The sequence below is a fragment of the Nitrosomonas communis genome, assembly GCF_900114745.1.
In the GTDB taxonomy this organism is placed as follows: domain Bacteria; phylum Pseudomonadota; class Gammaproteobacteria; order Burkholderiales; family Nitrosomonadaceae; genus Nitrosomonas; species Nitrosomonas communis_A.
The window spans coordinates 54,792-78,582 of sequence record NZ_FOUB01000013.1 but is presented as its reverse complement, the minus strand read 5'-3'; the positions used below and the strand labels follow the sequence as shown (position 1 = coordinate 78,582).

Below are 23,791 nucleotides of genomic sequence, written 5' to 3'. Positions count from 1 at the left end.
CGGCTGCTCTTTGTTAAAGGAACCACAGGAGATCATGCAGCAACACTTGGTAAACATGATTGGGCATTGTTTATCACTACTACGGATACCACAATAGAAGCAAGCCGTATGCTGGAAATCTATGCATTACGGTGGGGTATTGAGGTTTACTTCAAGGAAAGCAAACGTCACCTTGGTCTGTTGAAGGAGCAAACCAGTAGTTATGCTTCTCATATTGCGTCGATTCATCTGGCTGACATACGTTTTTGCATGCTGGTCTTCGCTAAGCAGGAAGCTGGCGGATGGCAGGTAAGCGAGGTGAGAGATAAATTAGTCGAAGGACTCATGAACTTGAGTTTCGCAAAACAACTATGGTTGCTGTTTCGGGCACTGATCCATGATGGCTTGTCAGGCATCAAGCACCAGCTTGGTTGTTCCGTTGAACAGATAATGGAAGCAATTGAGGCGCACATAAATCAATTCTTTGTGCAAGCTCTGCAATTAGATCATCTTACCTTGCAGCAAGAAGCCTTAGATAGGAGGGATCAGTGAAATTTTATTCGATTTTGAATCCCGAAACTTGAGTTATTTATTATCCCACCTCATATTCAGAGAATTTCAGCTTTTAATTTATTCCTTCATTACTCAACCACATTCCTCACAAACAGAAATAGCCACCCCAATCATTTGTGGAATTTGGAGAGTACTGATTAGCTGAATGAATTGATAGACTATTGCTCTATCGCTATTGGTTGATTCAAATCAACGTAGCATTTACCAAAACATCCGCAAACAATCTCTAATATTATGGCAAGGAAAAGCCTATAAAGTCAGGCTAGACTTGGAAATAGAATGAGCGGGTCGACAAATTTACTGCAAACAGTAAAAGATTTATTGGAATGATCTACTCGTTTTTCTAAATTCATACGGATTATCCACAAATTTCGTGGATAAGGCTGTGGGTAACTGCTTTATGTCACAGAAGCATAATGTTTATTCCGAGTGCTTTAAAAAGAGGCTAAAGAATTTGTAATTTTGGCCGAAAATAAATAAAAGAAACTCACTTTGATGCTCCTTTCTAACCCGGAGAGTCACACCAGTCACTCCCCGGGCTTTTTTATTTCGCCCAGCAGTTCGCTGAAAGACTAGTTATGTTTCCGCTGTTTTGTCTATCATCGACTGCTTCGGATACTTTTTTAAACTGCCTGCTAGAAAATCAATTGAATTCAGGTTAACTTACTGATCCCCGTCGTAGTTAATGCCACTGTATGTTAGTTACTTTTTGCTCTAAATTTCACTAATTAGTTAAAACAGCACATATTTGTGGAGATCTCTCAGGCTTATATCTTCTGCGATCTCGTGCGCATAAGGCAAATCGCGGAGAACATAGCCGGTGGCCACATCAATAGAGAAGCGAGCCCTTCTCAATCTCCTTTTTCCGCTTTAGATACTCTTCGCGGGAGATATTACCTGCTTTGAAGTCTGCTTCCAACTTATCCAGCTGATCCTTATGCTTGTACTCATAGGCACCCCCGGCCGCGCCAGCGCCAGCCAACAGCCAGCAGCCAGTAAGGGGGCTTAGCGCCAGCAATATAACGATTAACCTGAGTAGTTTGTGCATCATGATTGCCTCCTCCGTAAGTGAGATGTCGTTCAGGTGAGCTCGGCCTCAACCGTGAGAATGAGCATATTCGCTTTCTGTCGCTCAACTTCTGGTGCTACCCATTCACTTCCACCTGTCGATTAGCACATGTCATTAGGAAAAATAAATATTCTTTATTAATATTTAGTACCTCAACAGTTTATCGAGTTACCTTGGTTGATAAAATACGTGTAAACACGTAGGCAGCCATAAGCAGAAAGGTAGCAATAATAGCAGATAAAGTGAAATAGCCCGACTGGGTATAGAAAACACATTTTGATGTTATTTATTCAGAATTGGTATCCACATTCTCCGGGGATAAGATTGTGGATAACTACATTATGTTAAGAAGGTATAACATTTATTCAAAGTGCCTCAAAAATAGGCAAAAAGTATGAATCTAACAGACCTTGTAGTTCATCTAGATTATCCTCGTATAACGTTTACAAAAATAGATTGCAGACCAGAGCACATGTAAATGCCATTTGAATTTTTCAGGCTGTAATGCACGAAATTTACACATTGGCAGCATGATGGGCAGCAAAATTCAAACTCTGATGCAAGCAAAGAACCTCTATCTATTGAGGTAGCTAATACCTTGCACTACGGAATTAATCAAGAAGAATTTCTGGTAGAGATGCTCATGTTCTATGTCGTTGTAATGGATACACCGGCCCCTGTTATTGTGCTGCTTTGAGTAAATGATGGGTATTATCGTGAGGGCAGCTTGAGTTGCTCGCGTTACCAAATGAAAGTCAGCTTACCCGTTGCTCATCATTTTTTACTCACTCAAACAATCATTCATTTGAACCATGCGTCAATCAAGCTCGATATCCATAAACAAGGGTGCGTGATCTGATGCTTTGGGATGGTCTTCACCCACATGGGAAAATCTTTGACCGGAATAGCGTTCTGCCCGATAAGGCACCCCCATTCTCATGATTTGCGGATAAGAAGGGTTATGACTGGCCAGCGATGAAGATAAGAGAAGATAATCTAACTGGCGATATTCATTACCACCAGCATAGAAATGCGTCCACTGATCTTCTTTGGGAAGTCGGTCTATCACATTTACCAGACCCTCATGGGCAAGCAGTGCGTGAAGTGAAGTATCATGACTTGGGTAATCGTTAAGATCACCAAGGACAATATAGTTACCCTCATACCCCGCTTGATGCCATTGCTCGGATATTATTTCTGCTATCCGTTGAGCCTGCTCGGTACGTATTACTCTGGTTGCATCGCGCCCACCTACCATAGATTTGAAATGATTCACATAAAGAATCAACTCTTTGCCATTAATATCAACATGAATTTCGAGGCAGTCACGTGAGAAAAGTGGTGCAGTGTTAGCTGCATTCCTTTCATGCCGATATGATCTAATCGATGTTAAGGGATATTTGCTTAGTAAAGCAACATTAATCCTTCTTGCATCATGGCTATCAATCACGACACGATGTCTATAGTGCATACCACCTAGGTATCTTAAATTGAAACGATCTAAAACTGGCAGGCTTTCTACTTCCTGTAATGCAATGACCTCAGCATTGATTTCTCGAATTGCTTCGGCAGTAATTTGTTTTGCAGTTTCGTCATAAATCTCAAATGCTAGCGTGTTGAGGGTAAATCCATCGTCCTCCCTTGGGTTAAAGTTATTTCGGAATTTATAGCGGGCAAAAAGGTTTTCGCAGTTGAATGTTGCAATTCTCATGATTTCTTCCTATCCCATGATTAAAATTGAGCGGGGGGGGTTGGTTCCATTTCTAAATCAAAACTGACTTTGTCGGTTTCTCCTTCTCGTACTAATTAGACTGTCTGCGGCTCGCGTTCGCGCCGTTTTTTATTTGAAAATGGAATAACACGGAAAAAAGATTAAGTTTGTCCAATAACTTAGGCTAGAGGAACTTATAGTTTGACCCAAATTTTATGATCGATACCTGCAGCAGAGTAGCAGCAATGCACCAAAACAAGCCAGTTGGGTTGCTTGATGATGCTAAGAGAGATCAAATAAGCAGGCAATAATGCAAGCGCATACAATTGGAATAATTAAATGGGGATAAGTCTAAATTTTATTATCCACAATTTTCGTGGATAAGGCTGTGGGTAATTGCCTTATATCATGGAAAGATAATGTTTATTTCAGATGCTGCAAAAAGATGCTAAAGTAAAAGAGCTCCATGGTCGCAATTCCTCGTCTTGATAGCAAGATTTGTTGAGCAGTCGAAAGTGTCTGGTTAAACAATATTAAGCAGCTAGTGCTGTCATCGTGTCTGAAACTCAAATTACTTGTTTCCTTTATGAGGGAAAATATCATAGCAACTATTAAGCAGAAGATCGTTCCACATCTATGGTTCGACAAGGAGCTAAAAAAGCTGCCGAGTTTTACACGTCTGTTTTCAAGAACGCTCGGATCAAGAGCACTACAACGCTTCACGATATGCCTTCGGGAACAGTAGAAGTCGTAACCTTCGAGCTTTTTGGACAAGAGTTCATGGCGATCAGCGCAGGTCCGCTTTTCAAATTCAACGAGTCGATATTGTTTGTTGTCAAGTGTGATACGCAGGAAGAAATTGATTTCTACTGGCAAAGACTTACCAGCGAAGGCGGACAAGAAGTCGAGTGTGGTTGGCTTAAGGATACATATGGCTTGTCCTGGCAGATCGTTCCTACTGTTATGGATGAAATGATGCAATCAAAAGACCCTGCGAAGTTGGCGCGTCTCACTCAAACATTTCTCAAGATGAAGAAATTTGACATCGCTACTTTACAAAAGGCATATGACGAAAATAATTCCATTTCTAAATCAAAACTGATTTTGTCGGCTTCACCTTGCCATATTATTTATACTGTCTGCGGCTCGCCTTCGCGTCATTTTTGATTTGGAAATGGAATAAGAAGAAAACAGAAAGGCGACTAACAGGTCGTTCCAATGAACGGGAATTACACTGCGTAGCTTATCGCCAGCATTATCTGCGTTAAAATTGGATTTTTACTATCTCACTACCTAGCTTGGGTCAAATTCAGGTCATCAATACAGGTTTCTTTCATTAGCATTGCGACGATCTCGTGTACTGCTATCGATTGTTCTATGCAATGAGATTCTCCCATTTTATTCATTTACTACAAATGTCCATTCTCGCCATTGCCCAAGCAACGTAAAATACAACCCCAGGCGAATGGGTCGTTGTTCCTCCATCTGTTGCAACAAATTGGCGTAGCGTTCCAGTTGCGGACGATAGCGCAGCTGCTCATTATCGAGAAAGGCTTCGATATCTCCCCCCTTGTGAATACCTGTTTTATAATCAATAATCCAGCGAGTTCCCGTTGTATCGATAAAAGTTCTGTCTATGACGATATGATCGATTCCATCTTTGCGCATACCGCTCAACGCCCATTCACAACGTGCCTCAGCATGTTGGCCGCTTAGAATCCAGCGCGCTCTTTCGTCCTGCCATAACCTCTTAAGTGCGGTGGACAGTTGTGTTAGTGCCTGCTCAAAATGGTTCTGCGTGACACCCATTTGTAGCAATAATGCGCGACCCGCGCGCTCCAAGGGAGATACATCCTGCTGCGCAAAATGTTCGATACCAATATTGCCGATATGCTGTAGTAATCGATGGATCACTGTACCGACCTGCCGGGCAGTTTCGCTCGTCCAATCAAATTCAATCGATTCTTCGGGGTTATAATAAGCAGCAGCAATGGTCACTTTAATAGCCTCGGGCGGTGCAGGCAGGCTCCACTCAGTCGCTAACCGCAATCGCTTGCTGGAGTTAAACGGCGCTTGGGTAACGACTTCTTGTGCGGTATTTTCCGCTGCTTCTTTCGTCAGCGTGTTCGCTTCCTGCAACAAAGCCTGAAAATGGGCAGCAGCAGCCGGCCATAACCGTGCCAGCAAGCTGTTCGCTGGGGGTTGCTGGATTTCCATGTTGTCGGGCAGCACCGGCTGATTTACATGTCCAAACAGATGCAGTTGATGTTTGGCGCGCGTGGCTGCAACGTAGAGCAAACGACCATCTTCCCAATCACCTTTTACTTGATCTAATTTGCGTAAGTAAGTAGTAATCGGATTGGCCTCATCACCCACCGCATTGATCGGTGCCAGCAGCAGTGCTGGTTCACCTGATTTAAATTGATGTTTCATCCAGTACAGTAATCTGGCTTCATCATTTTTACCTCTGTGGCCCAGGCCGGGTAGGATCACTGTATCAAATTCCAGCCCTTTCGCTTTATGAATGGTCATCAGTTGTAACGAATTATCAGCCGCCACATCGGGCAAAGCATAGAGCTGCCCCACATGCTCACTGAGGATTTCAATATCCGGCAGTTGACCTGCCTCCTCCAGCTTTTCCAGCAATTGAAAATAAACTTCCGCATCATCCAGATCAGTTTTATCTGTCACACAGGCGGGCCCGCCCAGGGCAAGCCAGGTCCCTTCTACATTTCTACGCAACGAGCGTTTTGTCTGCTGAGCAATCGCGCTCTCAAGGATAGGCAATACACGGCTCAGTCGCTGTTGGCCGTCTTCACTGAGTTGCACAAGTCGGGAAGCATGCCGCAGCTGGTCAATGATGGTTGTCTGCCAATCCTCACCCACCAACATATACAAGTCCTGCAGAGTCAATCCGCACCAAGGTGCGCGCAATAGCGCCAACCAGGCAATGCGATCGCCATGGTGCAGTAAGGCGCGGGTTAACGCGAGTAAGTCCTGAACCACAGGACGATGGGTAAGCTGCTCGATTTCGACCGCTTGAAAGGACAATCCTGCCCGTTTCAGGTGCACGATGATCTGCATAAGATGGCTACGGTTGCGCACTAGAATGGCAGTCGTCCCATTCGGGAAGGTAGCTTTAGCCTGCTGCACTATCGATACAACTTGTTGCGCTTCAGCAAAACCATCGCGTTGCAGCGAGGGATAAAAAATCACTGGCTCTTTGGCTGAATTCGTATGAAAGGCGACTGAGGGCGCATAAGAAACGGCACTCAAAGTCATGTCATCCGTCTCTGGCAGAACAAGAGGGAAATGCTGATTGATCCAATTGACGATGCCTTGCTGAGAACGGAAATTGACCGATAAGCGTAGGAATTCCAGGGGAATCTGACCAAACGCTCCACGATCACGAATTTCGAGAAATAGCCCGACCTCGGCTTGTCGGAATCGATAGATGGACTGCATCGGATCACCCACCAGAAATAATGTGCGCCCATCGTTTACTTGCCAACCGGCGGTCAATCGCGCCAGCAATTCTGCCTGGTTGAACGAGGTATCCTGAAATTCATCTACCAGCAAATGCTGGATACGATAGTCCAGCGCCAAGGCTAGATCGGTCGGGGCATCAGGTTCTCCCAGCGCCTGAATTGCAGCCAGGGTCAGCGCCGGGAAATCAACCTGCCCCATTTGCCGAAAAGTAATTTCCAGATAGCCTGCTGTCAATCTAAGCAATTTGAATAATGCTTGCAACGTCTCCCACTCTCCTTCTTGGTATTGACAGGGAGGAAGCTCTCGCAGCTGTGCCAGGTGCTGACTAAATTTACTTTCAGCCGCCAGTGCTTCCAGCAAGGCTTCCATGCGCTGCTTCATTTCTCGATAGCGTGCTTTTTCTTCTGGATGTTTTCCTTGGGCGGGAGGAAAACCTTCATTTTTATTGACTCTCTTTCGTATTTCTCCCTTACTCGTCAGTAGCAAGGTAGCCAACCCTTTCCATTGCGCTAGATCGTCAATTTGCGGACTTGGTAACGTGTGCATGTTCTGGCAATGCGTAATGGGAGAAGCGCTCTTTTCACTTTCAAGCTGATTGGCAGCAAATCTTGCCAATGTCACCATTTCCTCCTTACACCTTGCCGGAATATGATCGACCAATTGCCGCAAGGCATCGATCACAAGCTCAGCCAATGCGCCTTCCAGCTGATCACGCATGAGTCCTGCATGATTGGGATCGGCAAGAAAAGACAACCACTGATCACGGCGCGCGAGCATGCTGGCAAGCAGTTGCTGCAGTTTGTCGAGTTGGTTATCCAAATGTTCAATCAAATGAGCAATCGCATGCGACCACTCATCCCCCGCTTCCACTGCTTCAATCGTTTGCCTGGCCGCCTGTTGATAAAGTTCTGTTGCATCCTCAGCAATGGACGGTAACGCACCTAATTTGGAAAGAATAGGCATTTGGCTAACCAGTCTGGCGCATAACGAATCGATCGTCTGGATGCGTAAACGGGCAGGATTTTCCAGTAATTGCCAATCATTCGCCCGATCATGCGCCAGTACGCGCTGGGCCAGCTGCCAAGTTTGATGTGCATACTGATCCTGCGGGGGTAGCGGATTTTGAGCATCCGTTAGCGCCTGCAGAATCCGTTGCCGCATTTCACTCGCTGCCTTGCGGGTAAAGGTAATCGCCACGATTTCTTCCGGCGAATCGACTCTTTCCAGCAGTACCAGAAAGCGCTGGGTCAATAAACCGGTTTTACCTGAGCCAGCGGGTGCTTGCACAATAAAGGAGTGTTGCGGATCAAGCGCTCGCAGCCGCTCAGCCTGATCAGCTACACCTGGCAGCATTGTCATCCCTCATTCTCCCCTTCTTCGATATTCACCTCACCTAACAGGGCTAATTCAGTGATACGGCATAACGGCTGCAATGTGCAATAGGCGCAAGTGGCAGGGTATTGCTTGGGATTAACGGCAGCTTCTCCACGACAAAAATTGTCGCTTAGCCTTTCCAAGGCTACTCGCCAATGATTCAGTAGTTGAGACCAGTCGCCAACCTCACGGCTCTGACTAAATTTTTCGTATGATTTCACCTCAGGCAAGATGCCCTCTTCAATCGTGATTCCGCTGAATGCCATCCGCCCAGCTCGTATTTGGGCAAAGGCTATGCCTGCGAGATCATCGGGAAAAACTAAGCTATATAGCGGCAGTTGCGGTTCATCGGGGGGATCGCCAAACCATTGACTGGCTTTTGCCCGGCCTGTTTTATAATCTATGACCAATTGATGACCCGATTCAATCTCATCGATGCGATCAATTTTAAGCTGAATGCTGAGTCTTCCCACCGTCAATTCATATTTTCTTTCTCTGGCAATAACGCGAAACGGTAAACGTTCTTTTTCTAACTCTAGCCATGCCATTATATGCCGATGCAACCGCTTGATTTCCATTTCGCGGAAACGTTGGCTAAATGTTTGCGGATAATGGGGAGCCGTCATGTCTATGACTTCATGAACCTGATCCAATACGAGTTCATTCAACGCAGTATCCGGTAATGCTACCAGCTGTTCATGTGAATCAAGTTTATCCCACACTTTCTCCATGATTCGATGTAAAACATTGCCGCGAGTCATGGCGCTCAAGCCGAATTGAATTTGCCCAAACGGCCGGGCGCCCAACCGCAGTTCTGCAAATGCGCGAAAAGGGCAGGCTGCCTGCAGCTTGAAAATGTAACTGCCACCTTTGGTCGCTGCCTGCTCCAGCATAGGAGCAGGATCGTATAATAGTTCACTCAACTGAAGATGATTATGAATCATTTCACGCCATGAGGCCATATTACTCGCTAACAATGCACTGATTGCCAAAGAGGGATAATCCTTGATCAAAGGACTAGCACGTAACTCCTCGTCGCCATTACGCTGCGGATAGCTTAGAACGACCTGATCAGCACTCGTCACAATGCGTTGCATGAACAACCGTGTTACTAATAACTCACGCTGTTCACTTGAATGCGGTAATTTATGGGTGCGCTGTAACGGCAAGGGTATAAAAGGATTAGGCTGCGGCGATGCAGGCCAGATGCCATCATGTAACCCCATCATCCATAAATAATCAAACTGGAGGCTATGTGCTTCGAGTGGCCCGAGTACTTGAACCGGGGCAACACCTGTCTGAGGTTGAAAAATACGCTCTCTCGCCATCTGCCAAAGCTGGCTTAACGCATCAGATAATGAGATCTCCCCCCTTACCCAATCGAGCATAGCCAATTCTGCTAATAACGCACGCCATGCTTCCAAAGTCTGATACTCTTCACTTGATAAGGAATAACCCTCCAGCCAACCAATCGTCTTGAGCAAGTGGTCAAAATGCCGTACCCATTGCTCGGGTTGCTCTCTACGTGAGCAGGTTGGCAGCCATCCTTTCAGCGTCTCGAGCTTTTTCGCCAGCACCGGACAGATATAGCTGCGACTGGCGTATGAAGCATAATACGCTAAGGTGCCAATCGATATGCTGGGCTCACCTGTTTCACGCAATTGGACATCGAGCAAGGCGCGTGCGCTCGACTCCTGCTCCCACCCGCCAATAAAAGGTGAATGAAGTAATTGGCTGATATCTGATAAACTGATCGCGGGCTTCAACAGATCAAGCAGCTTCAATGCTGTCGTAACCAGTGGAAATGTAGCCAATGGCTTCCCAAGTGAGATATTGTAGGGACGTTCCTGTTGTTGATAACCTGGATGAAAGGTCGAGGGTATCAGGATTTCATCCAATGCGTGCACGATAATTTCCCGCATGGCAGACAAGTCTGGCGCTACAATACCTATTTGTGCCGCTGGATTGCCTTCCAGTCTCTGCCGAACCCATCGCGCCATGAGTCTTGCTTCCTGCCGACGATCGGTACAGGTTAGCTGTGCAATCTGGCTGATTTTTGGTTTTAGTTGTAACCACTGCACATGGCAGCCTGATCGATTGAGTATTTCCAGCAAAGCTAATTGCTGAGGGTTCAGTTCATCAAAACCGATGAGTACTAATTCATCTGGTGGTAGCAATGTTCCCTGTGCAAAATATTGCTGGAGCTTGTCTGGTAAGCAGCTCGCAGATAGCCAACCTTTTTGTTGACAGGTACGTTGAAATAGCAACTGCCACTTCCAGAATAACCTGCTGTCATCGTTATACTGGAAAATTGACTCGTTTTGCGGCAAATGCCATTCCCACAGTAATTGCCAGGCTTTTTGTACCTGCAAGGCAGTTTTGCTCATAGGCTGGAATGGCAAATCTGAGCTAAGCAGCTCTTGCCAAAGAGCGCGTTCTTGCTGCGGCGCGAGCAGTTGTCCGGCTTCAGGGATTTCTCCAGAAATCAACGACTCCTCCCAGAGACGCTGTAGCCAACCATGCCATGGTAGAATGTCCGGTGTCGCCCACACTTTCGCGCCCTTAAGGATAGTTGCCTGATCAAAATGCTGACGAAACACATGAGCTAGTCGCTGGTTTCCGGTAATTACGGTAATGCCCTGACTCAATTTAATGAGGATGTCCTCGCTATCCGCTAGCTGTAGATTAGATTGATATAATTTCATGTGCTCCAGATTACTCCTCTACTACTTCTTTAGGCAAAACTTTACCATCATCTGTTGACTGTTCATATCTAATTGAAATAGGTAGAATTGCGAATCAGAAACAGAAATACTTTTATTTAGAAGAGAAAGAAGGATATCAGGAGAACGAATGAATAAAAAATTAATCGGCAGTATGTTTCTTGCCATGATGTTACTCTGGACAGCTCAGGCACAATCTGAGGAAGCAGAATCAGCAGAAACTTCTCAAGAAGCTTCTTCACCCTCCCAAGAAGCTGCTTCATCCTCTCAAGAAGCTGCTTCTCCAAAAGCAACTGAATCGTTGCCAAGCGGCTTAGGGTGGCGAGTTGTCCGCGTTTTGGAAATGGGAACTTCAGGTAAATTTGTGCATATGGTACTGGTAGATCTGGATAAAGAAATGGATAAGACGGTCTATAGCGCTGCCATCACTCAAATTTGTGGCAAAGCAACTGAATTCTGCCGGATAAGATTCTGGACTCAGGAACGCTTCATACCTGAAAAAGTGACGCCCACACCCGAGCAGCTCAAACAACAAAAAGTTGAGTTCCTATTCAATAAAGCAGCCGGTATCCGCCAGACAACCTGGTCTTGCGCTGTCAATCCTGATAGAGCTCAGTGTGTAAAATATTAATACCAGATACCCCACATTGTGTTCTTTTTGGCAATGTGGGGAAGCTATTATTATCCAGCACTATAATTGGCTAGTTAATTGACTAGCTTAGTTGATTATTAGATATGCAACGCACGTTTATCTACCGCTAAAGCCGCTTCATGTAATACCTCAGATAATGAAGGATGCGCATGAATGATGCGTGCAATATCTTCACTACTGGCAGCAAATTCCATCGCAACCACGGCTTCTGCGATCATTTCAGAAACATAGGGGCCGATCATATGTATGCCCAGGATGCGGTCTGTGTCAGCATCAGCAAGCACCTTCACAAAGCCACTGGCTTCTCCCAGGGCACGTGCGCGCCCATTGGCCATAAATGGAAATTGCCCGGCGCGATAAGCAATACCGGCTAATTTAAGTTCCTGCTCTGTTTTTCCTACCCAGGCGATTTCCGGCGAGGTATAAATCACCCATGGAATAATATCCAGATTAACTTTAGCAGATTCGTTGGCATGACCTTGCTTAGTGGAAGCAATCATTTCTGCCACAGCCACGCCTTCTTCTGAAGCTTTATGTGCCAGCATAGGTCCTCTGACCACATCGCCAACGGCATATACTTTTGGCAGATTAGTGCAGCAGTGCTCATCGACCTCAATATAACCCTGCTCATTTATTTTTAACCCAATCTCATCTGTAGCCAAACCAACTGTATTGGGAATTCTGCCAATTGCGACAATTAATTTATCGACTTCCAGCTTTTGCGAATCAGCTTTAGCGTCAGCATAATTAACGACTATCTGCTGCTCCTCAACCTGGATCGATTTGATCTTGACGCCCGTCTGAATGATTAAACCGAGCTCACGCGTGAAAATTTTCTGTGCTTCCTTTGCAATGTGTTCATCCGCGGCCATGAGAAAATTTGGCTGCGCTTCCAGCACAGTTACTTCCGAGCCCAGCCGACGCCATACGCTCCCCATCTCGAGGCCAATCACGCCTGCACCAATTACACCGAGACGTTTTGGTACTTCCGTTAGCGCCAGCGCGCCGCTATTATCCAGTATTTGATGATTATCTACTTCGATGAATGGCAATGGGCGAGGTGTTGAACCGGTTGCGATGATGATGTATTCAGCCTGAATTTCTTCGACCTCGGTATTATTCTTTACCTGAATTTTCCAGAGATCGTTCTCTTGCTTAAGCAAAGTTCCTCTGCCATGCAAAGAAGTCACCTTATTCTTCTTGAACAGCATGGCAATACCAGCGGTAAAAGCCTTCACAATTTTATTTTTGCGCGTAATCATCACCGGCACATCCATGGACAAACCTTCTAGATTAATGCCATGATCAATAAATTTATGCGCAGCACGTGCATAGTTCTCGGAAGACTCCAGTAACGCCTTGGATGGAATACACCCCACGTTAAGACAAGTGCCTCCTAGACTTGCTACGCCTTGCTCATTTTTCCATTCATCAATACAAACAGTATTGAGACCCAACTGAGCACAACGGATAGCCGCCACATAACCGCCCGGACCTGCGCCAATTACAGCCACATCGAAAGATTTAGTCATGAATCACCTTATAAAAATGAATCGTTACAAACGAAGGAAAATTCATCATGAGAAACTCCTTTCAGTGATAATGCCTTACACATCGGCAATTTATCAAGAAGGCGCATTTGAGGTTGATTCAATTAGAATAGCAATTGCTGACCGTCTATTCCAATTTCATTGATTTCCCTGGCAGCTAGCATGAAATTTGCATCGTCATGTAGCGTTATCATTGATTGCACATGGCGTCGTCCACGCATCCGTGCTAACCGCGCTACACTTGTAGCAGATATTTCCCATTGCAACGTTTCCAGCAATTGATCAGTAGCCTGAAAATTATTGCATACCAGTACCATATCGCAACCTGCTTGTAATGCTGCCTCAGCACGCTCAGTAATGCTGCCATATCCTCTCGTGCCTTGCATGCTCAAATCATCACTAAAAATACAGCCATCAAACCTCAAGTTATTGCGTAAAATATTTTTTAGCCAGAAGCTGGAGAACCCAGCAGGATGCCTATCCATTTCGGGGTAGATGACATGGGCTGCCATGATTCCTGCTACGCCAAAATCAATCATCTGACGAAATGGAATAAGATCATCCAGCTCGATATCGGCAAAGGTACGGTCATCCACAGCGATCTCAAAATGCGTATCTGCCTGACTATGTCCATGCCCAGGGAAATGCTTACCAACGGCAACCATGCCTGCTGATTTCAACCCCAGCATTAAGCTATGCGCCAGCTCAGCAATGGCCTGCGGGATATGATGGAAAGCGCGATCACTAATCACACTACTTTGCCCATAATCGACATCAAGTACTGGAGTAAAGCTCAAATCAATACCGCATGCAGATAATTCAGCTGCCAGCACATACCCTGCTTGCTGTGCCAGATGACGCGCCCGACGGGGATGCTTGTCCCATAGCTTTCCCAGCTCGCGCATCGCGGGGAGTTGGGTAAAATCTTTGCGAAAACGTTGTACCCTGCCACCTTCATGATCGACAGCAATGAGTAACGGTGGGGTTCTGAGTGCGTGAATCTCGGCGGTCAAGGATGTCAATTGCTCAACTGAATCATAATTACGGGTAAACAAGATAACGCCCCCCGTGAGAGGATGAAGTAATCTTGCTTTATCTTCGGCTGATAATTGAGTGCTCGCGATATCGAGCATCACAGGACCCTGCGACATCACGCCTTCTCCAGGATGACAAAGGCACTAGCCAAATTCAATTCATCGCTGAGGGAAAGGTGATGACCAATGATTCCTTCGCGCTGGATCAATTCGGCCAATTCAGGATGAAAGCAAAAATACGGCTTGCCAAGAGGGGTATGGGCAACCGATATATTATTTAATGTCACGGGAGATCGCAAACCCGTACCCATTGCCTTAGAAAGAGCTTCCTTAGCTGCAAAGCGTTTAGCTAAAAACATCACTGGCTTAGCATCCTTAATATAATCAGACCATTCATGCTCGGCTAACAATCTACGCGCAAAACGTTCGCCATATTTTTCAAGCGATTGAGCAATACGGGAAGGCTCGACGATATCGGTACCGATTCCATAGATCATTGACTGGCTTCCTGGATGAGTTGCTTCATTTCCCTAACCGCTTGGGCTAACCCAACGAATAATGCATGCGACACAATCGCGTGTCCGATGTTAAGTTCTGAAAGACCATGTATCGCTGCAATTGGCCGGGTATTTTGGTAATGCAGCCCATGACCAGCATTGACTTTTAATCCTCGACTCAGACCATAGGCAACAGCGGTGCAAATTTTTTCCAGCTCGCATTGTTGTATATCATTATTTTTAGCATCGGCATAATGACCTGTATGAATTTCAATTACCGGCGCACCTGCTCTTGCTGCAGCATCTATCTGCTCATACTCTGCATCAATGAACAACGATGTACGAATACCAGCATCCGTTAATTTACTACACGCCTGTTTCACCTGTTCGAAGTGTCGCACCACATCTAGCCCTCCTTCCGTCGTCAATTCCTCACGGCGCTCTGGAACGAGACATACATCATGTGGTTTGATACGGCAGGCAAAGGCAATCATCTCATCAGTCACTGCACTTTCCAGATTCATGCGGGTTTGAAGTCGCTCGCGCAAAACTTCCACATCCCGATCCTGGATATGTCTTCGATCTTCACGCAAGTGGAGCGTAATCGCATCTGCTCCTGCAGATTCAGCAACCAATGCTGCTTCCACTGGACTTGGATAGGCCGTTCCCCGCGCTTGACGCAATGTCGCGACATGATCAATATTAATACCCAAAGCAATCATGATGGTTACGTACCTAAAAACAAAAGTTGTGAAGCTTTCTAGTCACTGTTAACCCAATTCGTGCATGTACGGTTTTATTAATCATTTATATTCTTCAATCTTATTCATACCCTAGACTCTTCAATGTATTGATATCATCAGCCCAGCCATTTTTTACCTTAACCCATACTTCGAGATAGACCTTGCTGCCAAATAATTTTTCCATATCTTGCCGCGCTTGGGTAGCAACAGTTTTAATTTTTTCACCATTCTTGCCAATGACGATGGCTTTCTGATTGAATTTTTCCACTAGAATGCAGGCAAAAATTCTGCGCAAATTGCCTTCTACTGTAAATTGATCTATGCGTACAGTAGTCGAGTAAGGGATTTCTTCACCCATTAAACGAAATAATTTCTCACGTATCATCTCAGCTGCAAGAAAGCGCTCACTGCGATCACTAATTTCGTCTTCGCCAAACAAAGGCGGGTTTTCTGGCAAATAAGGCCGGACCATATCGATTAGCTCAGTCAGTTGTATTCCTCTCGCCGCACTGACTGGAATAATGCCAGCAAAGCTAAATTCCTTAGCCATACTTTCCATGAATGGAAGTAATTGAGTTTTTTGAGCCAATTGATCTACTTTATTGATCACAAGGATAACGGGTCGATCGGCAGATAAGAGTTTTAATACCCCTTTATCACGCTCATCAAATCGTATTGCTTCGATCACGAAGAGAACGATATCGACTTCGCGTATGCTTTGAATGACCGTTCGGTTCATTATTTGATTGAGCTGGCTGCTATAGCGTGTCTGGAAGCCAGGTGTATCTACAAAAATAAATTGAGATTGCTCATCAGTTAAAATACCATTGATCCGATGGCGCGTGGTCTGGGCCTTTTTAGAAGTAATGCTGATTTTTTGTTGGATTAAATGGTTAAGTAAAGTTGATTTACCGACATTAGGACGTCCAACAATGGCAACATAACCAGTTCTGAAATGAGGGGAAGCCATAAATTGGGATATTTCTAGTTGTATTTAGCGTTATGTTGGTTTTGCAATATCTTGAATTCGCATATCACTTGCTCCCTAAAACTACACTTATAAAGTGGGTAGTTTAAAGGCATGAGTACGAATAAAATGGTTCAAGCTGGGGAATACTTAGAAAAAATAAAAGTTACATAGACGCTCTTTGTAATTGAAGCATTGGTGACCATTAATAATGAACGATTAATTCATATGCCTGTTTTGCAGCTTCTTGCTCAGCCCTGCGGCGACTTGTTCCTTCGCCAATAGCTCGAACATTAAGCTTTGCAATGGCGCATTCCACTCTAAATTTCTGCCGATGTGCCTCTCCGCTTGTAGCGATGACAGTATATTCCGGCAAGGCTACCCTACGACTCTGCAGATATTCCTGCAGCATCGTTTTAGGATCCTTCCCCAAAGTTTCAAGATCTAAATTTTGTAATAATGGCTTGTAAAGATTGTTAACAAAATTTTCTACTTCAATGAACCCACCTTCCAGGTAAATGGCGCCTATCACTGCTTCCAGCGCGTTGGCAAGAATTGAGGGTCGGTAATGTCCCCCGCTTTTTCGTTCTCCTTCACCTAGCCTGATTAAATCACCTAATCCAAGTGCCGATGCCAGCTCAAATAATGCCTGTTGGTTGACAAGATTAGCGCGGAGCCTTGATAAATTTCCTTCTGGTAAGAGCGGAAACTCTTTGAACAGTAAGGCTGACACTGCACAATTCAATGCGCTATCTCCAAGAAACTCAAGGCGCTCGTTATTCGGATAACCAAAGCTGCGATGGGTTAATGATTCTTGCAACAATTCCGGTTGCTTAAAAACATAGCCGATTTTGTGAAAGAAATCGCCCTGATTTTTTACCGGAAAATTTTGTAGACGACGCATATTTAAGCTATGTGAGCTCATCGATTGCTGGCAGCAGTAAAATCAATAGATAACGAAATATTAGCAAATAAAGGAGTTTTAACGGAATAGCTCACACTTAAAACTGTTTGCCCGCCTATTTTACTAATTTGAATGTCGCGACTATTGACAACGGTAATCTGATCGATAACTGCACGCTTACCGAATGATTGGCGTATTTCCCCAGGATGAGCATTCTGCAAACTTGGATCACTGGCTATGCCAACCAACGCTCGTTTGATGGTAGCATATTCCATGTAGGAGGGAATCAATTTCATTCCTAGAAGAGCAAATATCACGACTACAGTTGACCAGGTTAGCATTCCAGAGAGACTGATACCTTGTTGTTCTTTTCTCATCACATGGCGCATCTTCCTTACTCCAAGTCCACTCCCGCATTCACTATTTTATTGACAAGCCAATTCGACTTAAATCACTAAAATTCCACCAAACCATAAAAGCTTTTCCCACAATATTTTTCTCTGGAACAAAACCCCAATAACGGCTATCGCTACTACCATCACGATTATCACCTAACGTAAAATAATTTCCCTCTGGCACTTTACAAGTAAATCCTGTCATATCGAATACGCAATTCTCTTTGAAGGGAAAATAATGTACGCTAGATAACAGCATATTGGGCATCTCTTGATTGATAAGTATGCTATAACTTTTATCGCCTAAAAGTTCCTTAAAACGCTGGGTGTATACATAAGCCAAACCTGATTCAACATATTTGTAATCTCCATTCAACTCTCTTTCTACTGGCACACCATTAATGCTGAGTTTTTTATTACGATACGTAACAGTATCTCCAGGTAAACCAATCACTCGTTTAATATAATCTATCGATGGGTCTTCCGGATAACGGAATACCATCACTTCTCCACGTTTGGGGTGATTCATTTCAATGATCTTGTGATTGATAACGGGCAACCTGATCCCGTAGGTAAACTTGTTTACCAGAATAAAATCTCCCACCAATAAAGTAGGTATCATCGAACCCGAAGGTATTTTAAATGGTTCCACCAGAAAAGAGCGAAGACAAAAAACAATCAGGATGATAGGAAAAAAGCTTTTGGGGTATTCCACCCACCAAGGCTCTGTGGCATCCGCTTCGCGTTTGCGTTTCAAAAAGAGGAAATCGAGCAACCAGATACAGCCAGTCAAAACTAGTAAGATCAATAACACTAAGGGAAAATTCATTTCATTTCCCTTAATGAGCTAGCAAACATATAACATAATGGGGAGGGCAAATTTTCATGTTTATCACTCAATTAATTTGATTTTTCAGCAGTCAATTATTTACCAACCTGCAGAATGGCCAAAAATGCTGCTTGGGGAATCTCTACATTACCGACGCGTTTCATACGCTTTTTTCCTGCTTTCTGCTTCTCAAGCAGTTTACGTTTGCGCGTGATATCTCCACCATAACATTTGGCCAAAACATTCTTACGCAACGCTTTAACATTTTCTCTTGCCACGACATGAGCGCCAATTGCTGCTTGCACGGCGATATCAAACATTTGTCGGGGAATAAGCTCACGCATTTTTTGTGCCAATTCGCGACCTCTTTGTTGGCTACTAGTACGATGCACGATTAATGACAATGCATCCACTTTTTCACTATTGATCAATATATCGAGTTTAACCAGATCAGCTGCGCGAAATTCCTTGAATTCATAATCCAGCGAGGCATAACCACGGCTAACCGATTTGAGTTTATCAAAGAAATCCATGACAACTTCATTTAGTGGCATTTCATAAACAAGCATGACTTGCCTGCCCATATATTGCATATTTCTCTGAACCCCGCGCTTGCCGGTACATAGAGACATAACTGCACCCACGTATTCTTCTGGAACTAATATCGTTGTGGTAATGATGGGTTCTCGAATCTCTTCAATTTTAGAGAGGTCGGGCATTTTTGATGGATTCTCAATTTCAATCACTGTCCCATCACGCAACGCAACCTGATAAATAACGGTTGGCGCAGTGGTGATAAGATCCATATCATATTCCCGCTCCAGCCTCTCCTGAACAATATCTAAATGGAGCAAACCCAGAAAACCACAACGAAAGCCAAAACCAAGCGCTTGGGACGTTTCTGGTTCAAACTGTAACGATGAGTCATTCAATTGCAGTTTTTCTAATGCAGAGCGTAAGGCATCATATTGATTGGATTCAACCGGATAAAGCCCGGCAAATACTTGTGGCTTGATTTCTTTAAATCCAACCAAAGGTTCAGCGGCAGGATTATCCGCCAATGTGACGGTATCACCTACCTTGGCTGATTTCAATTCCTTAATACCAGAGATAACGAAACCCACTTCACCCGCACTCAGCGAATCGCGATTTTCTGCTTTAGGTAAAAATACCCCCACTTGCTCACATAGATAAGCCGCGTGGCTAGCCATGAGCATGATTTTGTTGTTGGCTTTCAATACTCCATCGACAACCCTTACCAATATGACAACACCCACATAATTATCAAACCACGAGTCAATAATGAGTGCTTTCAATGGTGCATTTGGGTCTCCCTTAGGTGTGGGGATACGCTTAACAACTGCTTCCAGCATATCCTGTATGCCTTGGCCTGTCTTAGCACTCACGCGCAAGGCATCTGTTGCCTCTATCCCGATGATATCTTCTATTTCTGCAATCACTCGATCCGGGTCAGCCGCAGGCAAATCAATCTTGTTCAAGACCGGTATCACCTCGACGCCCTGCTCGATCGCGGTATAGCAATTCGCTACCGTCTGAGCTTCTACTCCCTGGGAAGCATCTACGACCAATAAAGCACCTTCACAGGCAGCTAAGGAGCGAGATACTTCATAGGAGAAATCGACATGACCAGGCGTATCAATCAAATTCAGCAGAAAAGTCTGACCATTACATGCCTGGTATTTTAAAGCAACTGTCTGTGCTTTAATGGTAATGCCTCGTTCACGCTCTAAATCCATAGAGTCGAGCACTTGCTCTTCCATCTCTCGATCAGATAAACCACCACAAAACTGTATGATGCGATCAGCTAATGTGGATTTACCGTGATCTATATGCGCGATAATAGAAAAATTGCGAATGTGTTGCATTCGATTGGGGTTTTAAATGTCAGTCGGGAATTTTTGCTGGTACTCGATGCAGATCTAATTTACTTGTGAATAAAATAGTTGCTATTACTAACCGACAGCATTCTATCGAATTTTAGCAAAATGCGCATCTAATGCAGCTTCATCAAGGTAATAATGGCAGATTTCGTCTTGTTTCTCATTTGCTGACACCAATACTGGAATTCGCTCATTATACTGATTTACCAGTTGAGGATCGCTATCAATATCAATCACTTCAAATTGAAACTCGATTTGCTTCTGTAATTTTTGCAATGATGCAATCATTTCCTGACAAAGATGACAATCCCTTCGGCCATACACAATCAGCTTTATTCTATCCATAAAATCAATGTTATATAGGCTTTTAATTATCAAGCTTCATCGTAATGAAAGTAGTCATATCGCCTCTTTTTATCAATAGTGCAATATTTCGTCCTTTCTCAATCTTGTTAAGCAGCTGATTAAACTGTTTGATTGTTATGACGTCTTGGTTATTAAATCCGAGAATAATGTCGCCTTGGCGTATGCCAGCACGATTTGCAATGCCACCTTGTACTTCTTCAACCAGTAAACCATTCTCTATACCCAATTGTTTTTTTTGTTTATCAGAGAGTTCACTCAGAGCCAATCCTAGAGGATTTGAAGTATCAGGGGCCTTACTTTGTTTGCGGCTGCGATCACTTTCATCTGATGGCATTTCCCCTATCAAAACAGTTAAATTCTTAGTGGCACCGTCCCGCCAGACTTGCACTGCTACTTTAGATTTAGGTTTAGTGTTTCCGACAAGACGCGGCAGATCACTGGAAACCGCAATATCTTTGCCGTCAAATTTCAAAATGACATCTCTAACTTCGATACCTCCTTTGTCTGCTGGACCATCTTTTTCTACAGAAACTACCAGTGCTCCACGTGCTTGAGATAAGCCAAAGGATTCAGCCAGCTCTTCAGTCATCTCCTGAATCATAACGCCTATTTTCCCGCGTGAGACTTTCCCATGTTCCTTAAGTTGAGTGGCTATCTCTGTTGCCACGTTAATGGGAATAGCGAAAGACAATCCCATAAAACCACCTGTTCGGCTATAAATCTGCGAGTTGATACCGACTACCTCGCCCTTCATATTAAAAAGGGGACCGCCAGAATTACCGGGATTGATCGCCACATCAGTTTGGAGAAAGGGGACATAACTTTCCTGCGCAAGCGAGCGGCCTTTCGCGCTTATTATCCCTGCAGTTACACTATTTTCGAAACCAAAAGGGGAGCCAATTGCAATAACCCACTCCCCTACCTTGAGTTTATCCGGATCACCCTGAGTTACCGCAGGCAAGTCTTTCGCATCGATCTTGATAAGTGCCACATCAGTTTTCCGATCTGTGCCAATAACCTGTGCATTAAATTCTCTTTTATCGGTTAGTCTGACAGTAATCTGATTGGCAGCTTCGACGACATGCGCATTTGTTAGAATATATCCATCCTTACTTATAATGAAACCAGACCCTAACGATTTGGATTCATACTTCTTAGGGCCTGAAAATGGGTGCATATACCTGCGAAAAAATTCGAAGAAAGGAGAATCTTCCGGAATATTAGGAATTTCAGGAAAAATCTGACTTCCTGCAATCTGTTGTGTTTGTACTGTACTAATATTTACTACCGCTTCTCCATACTGCTCAACCAGACCTGCGAAATCAGGTAGCTCCTTTGAATGTACAAAACTGATGGGGCAAATTATCAGGAAGCACAGTAAAATAATTTTTTGCATATTTTTTCTTGATAAAAGAAATGGGAAAAATACTGAAAACATAATGATCAATAGAGATGCAATTAAATCTTACAAATAACAAATAACAAATAACAAATAACAAATAACAAATAACAAATAACAAATAACAAATAACAAATAACAAACGAGACAGCTATTTGCTTGATCGAAATCAACAAAATCTTTCGATCAAGCAAATAGCCTGCGGGCATCTATAAAATTTCAATCCAGAAAACTTACCACATATACCTTATCTGGATTTTTCTTCCCTGCTTTCAACCTGATGTACGCCCGTTATAGGTGCTTGCATCTTTGTATGGGGTGAAAATTCTCTATGAATCAATGAGTAATCCCCCAGATGGTGAAGCGTAAATGGAAGCGTAAAGGCTGGGGAGGGTTGGAAAGCTACCGGATGATCAACTTGAACAACTGCATTATTATTCACTTTCTCGGTAACGAGCACTTCTTGCTGAACATCTGCTATTTGCATAACTAACCATCCACTTACTAAGGCAGCGCAGGAGGCAGCAGCTGAAAGTGTAATTAATTTGCGCTTGTGTGCTTGTGATACACGCGGCATAAACAAGGTCGGTTCGCTTACTAAGCGTTCACTTACTCGACTCGCCACATTGATGGGGAATGATACTGTTGGCTGTCGCAGTACTTCACCGATCACATGATAGGTTTCCCAATCATCCAATAAATCATTCTTTTTCTTTAACTCTGCAATTACTTCATCGGCATCCACCGAATCCAATTCACCGTCTATCAGCTCTGACATTTTATTTTTCATAAAACCACCCCTTCATTACCACCTCTTGTCTTTACTTGTTCCTAATAAAGGCCGCAGTTTTTCAGCTATGGCCTCACGTGCACGAAATATACGAGAGCGAACTGTTCCAATAGGACAATTCATAATACTCGCAATTTCTTCATAACTTAAACCTTCAATTTCCCTCAAAACAATTGCAGTCCTTAATTCCTCAGGTAATGAGTCTAATGATTGATTAACCGTTTGAGCGATTTGTTTAGTCATCAGTTCACTTTCTGGTGTACTGACTTCTCGTAATCTACCTGCTTCTTCAAAATTCTCTGCATCTTCATTATCAAATTCACTAACAGCCGTGGGCACTTTTCTTCCTTGGGATACAAGAAAGTTTTTGGCTGTATTGATACCAATACGATATAGCCAAGTATAAAAGGCACTTTCACCACGAAATGATGGTAAAGCACGATATGCCTTAATAAAAGTTTCTTGGGCGACATCTTCAACCTCAGCAGCATCACGAATAAACTGTGATAATAAACGTGCCAGCTTTCTCTGATATTTGATCACCAGTAAATCAAAAGCATGCTTATCGCCATGTTGCACGCGCTCAACCAATTGTTGATCGATTTCACGATCACCCATGCTGTTCTTTCCCCGAAATTAAAAATAGATAACAATTCACCACTCAATAAAGTATACATTGTTCGGGGATCTGCCGTGAACTATCCGAAGTCGGACTAAAGACAATAAAGTTTCTTGATTAGTTCACTACTTTTATTAATAAGCCTTTCAACGAAGCCAACGAAACTTTAGTTATTGAGTTATGATTAATAAAATAGCTTTAGTTCACAAATAAATTAAAATTAATCA

Annotated in this window: 20 protein-coding genes; 3 read left to right on the top strand and 17 right to left on the bottom strand. The window is 43.9% G+C overall.

What is annotated here, in order from left to right:
* On the top strand, positions 1-531 hold a 531-nt coding region (locus BM122_RS07265), incomplete at its 5' end, for a transposase (protein WP_143083347.1).
* 850 nt (positions 532-1,381) lie between these two features.
* Here the strand turns inward: BM122_RS07265 and BM122_RS07260 are convergent.
* Positions 1,382-1,603: a hypothetical protein gene (locus BM122_RS07260; protein WP_074904779.1), complete on the bottom strand. Its 222-nt coding sequence runs from the start codon at positions 1,601-1,603 to the stop codon at positions 1,382-1,384.
* An 835-nt stretch (positions 1,604-2,438) separates the two neighbouring features.
* Positions 2,439-3,332 carry an endonuclease/exonuclease/phosphatase family protein gene (locus BM122_RS07255; protein WP_074904777.1) on the bottom strand — a complete coding sequence of 298 codons (894 nt, stop codon included), beginning with the start codon at positions 3,330-3,332 and terminating at the stop codon, positions 2,439-2,441.
* A gap of 636 nt (positions 3,333-3,968) precedes the next feature.
* On the opposite strand from BM122_RS07255, the gene BM122_RS07250 reads away from it, so the two are divergent.
* Positions 3,969-4,499, top strand: coding sequence for a VOC family protein (locus tag BM122_RS07250; RefSeq protein ID WP_256211940.1), 531 nt, complete (start codon positions 3,969-3,971; stop codon positions 4,497-4,499).
* Between the two features lie 231 nt (positions 4,500-4,730).
* Here the strand turns inward: BM122_RS07250 and BM122_RS07245 are convergent, their stop codons facing one another.
* Both BM122_RS07245 and BM122_RS07240 read right to left on the bottom strand, forming a co-directional pair.
* Positions 4,731-8,180 (bottom strand): UvrD-helicase domain-containing protein, encoded by a 3,450-nt coding sequence (locus BM122_RS07245; RefSeq protein ID WP_074904775.1) that lies wholly within the window; start codon positions 8,178-8,180, stop codon positions 4,731-4,733.
* Entirely contained in the window at positions 8,177-10,900 is a 2,724-nt protein-coding gene (locus tag BM122_RS07240; protein ID WP_074904774.1) for a PD-(D/E)XK nuclease family protein, read from the bottom strand. Before BM122_RS07240 ends, BM122_RS07245 begins: the two co-directional genes overlap by 4 nt.
* 148 nt (positions 10,901-11,048) lie before the next feature.
* Between BM122_RS07240 and BM122_RS07235 the strand changes: the two genes are divergently transcribed.
* Positions 11,049-11,549 carry a hypothetical protein gene (locus tag BM122_RS07235; RefSeq protein ID WP_074904772.1) on the top strand — a complete coding sequence of 167 codons (501 nt, stop codon included), beginning with the start codon at positions 11,049-11,051 and terminating at the stop codon, positions 11,547-11,549.
* Between the two features lie 98 nt (positions 11,550-11,647).
* Here the strand turns inward: BM122_RS07235 and lpdA are convergent, their stop codons facing one another.
* From lpdA to rpoE, 13 genes are all read right to left on the bottom strand, one after another.
* Positions 11,648-13,102, bottom strand: coding sequence for a dihydrolipoyl dehydrogenase (gene lpdA, locus BM122_RS07230; protein ID WP_074904770.1), 1,455 nt, complete (start codon positions 13,100-13,102; stop codon positions 11,648-11,650).
* A 122-nt stretch (positions 13,103-13,224) separates the two neighbouring features.
* Positions 13,225-14,271: a beta-N-acetylhexosaminidase gene (nagZ, locus tag BM122_RS07225; RefSeq protein ID WP_074904768.1), complete on the bottom strand. Its 1,047-nt coding sequence runs from the start codon at positions 14,269-14,271 to the stop codon at positions 13,225-13,227.
* Entirely contained in the window at positions 14,271-14,651 is a 381-nt protein-coding gene (gene acpS / locus BM122_RS07220; protein ID WP_074904765.1) for a holo-ACP synthase, read from the bottom strand. Before acpS ends, nagZ begins: the two co-directional genes overlap by 1 nt.
* Positions 14,648-15,373 carry a pyridoxine 5'-phosphate synthase gene (pdxJ, locus tag BM122_RS07215; RefSeq protein ID WP_074904763.1) on the bottom strand — a complete coding sequence of 242 codons (726 nt, stop codon included), beginning with the start codon at positions 15,371-15,373 and terminating at the stop codon, positions 14,648-14,650. The genes acpS and pdxJ overlap by 4 nt, the downstream gene beginning before the upstream one ends.
* 100 nt (positions 15,374-15,473) lie before the next feature.
* Entirely contained in the window at positions 15,474-16,364 is an 891-nt protein-coding gene (era, locus tag BM122_RS07210) for a GTPase Era (RefSeq protein ID WP_074904761.1), read from the bottom strand.
* Positions 16,365-16,566: 202 nt separating this feature from the next.
* Entirely contained in the window at positions 16,567-17,265 is a 699-nt protein-coding gene (gene rnc, locus BM122_RS07205; protein WP_074904797.1) for a ribonuclease III, read from the bottom strand.
* A gap of 17 nt (positions 17,266-17,282) precedes the next feature.
* Positions 17,283-17,654 (bottom strand): DUF4845 domain-containing protein, encoded by a 372-nt coding sequence (locus BM122_RS07200; protein ID WP_074904759.1) that lies wholly within the window; start codon positions 17,652-17,654, stop codon positions 17,283-17,285.
* 31 nt (positions 17,655-17,685) lie between these two features.
* Positions 17,686-18,489 carry a signal peptidase I gene (lepB, locus tag BM122_RS07195; RefSeq protein ID WP_074904758.1) on the bottom strand — a complete coding sequence of 268 codons (804 nt, stop codon included), beginning with the start codon at positions 18,487-18,489 and terminating at the stop codon, positions 17,686-17,688.
* Between the two features lie 95 nt (positions 18,490-18,584).
* A complete protein-coding gene (gene lepA, locus BM122_RS07190) occupies positions 18,585-20,375 on the bottom strand; it encodes a translation elongation factor 4 (RefSeq protein ID WP_074904756.1) in 1,791 nt (596 codons plus the stop codon).
* 102 nt (positions 20,376-20,477) lie between these two features.
* On the bottom strand, positions 20,478-20,735 hold the full coding sequence (locus BM122_RS07185) for a glutaredoxin family protein (RefSeq protein WP_083398378.1): 258 nt from the start codon (positions 20,733-20,735) through the stop codon (positions 20,478-20,480).
* 22 nt (positions 20,736-20,757) lie between these two features.
* Complete coding sequence (locus BM122_RS07180; RefSeq protein WP_074904754.1) at positions 20,758-22,152, bottom strand: DegQ family serine endoprotease; 1,395 nt, start codon at positions 22,150-22,152, stop codon at positions 20,758-20,760.
* Between the two features lie 250 nt (positions 22,153-22,402).
* Entirely contained in the window at positions 22,403-22,933 is a 531-nt protein-coding gene (locus BM122_RS07175; protein ID WP_074904752.1) for a sigma-E factor negative regulatory protein, read from the bottom strand.
* 27 nt (positions 22,934-22,960) lie between these two features.
* Positions 22,961-23,563 carry an RNA polymerase sigma factor RpoE gene (gene rpoE, locus BM122_RS07170; protein WP_074904750.1) on the bottom strand — a complete coding sequence of 201 codons (603 nt, stop codon included), beginning with the start codon at positions 23,561-23,563 and terminating at the stop codon, positions 22,961-22,963.
* Between the last annotated feature and the right edge of the window lie 228 nt (positions 23,564-23,791).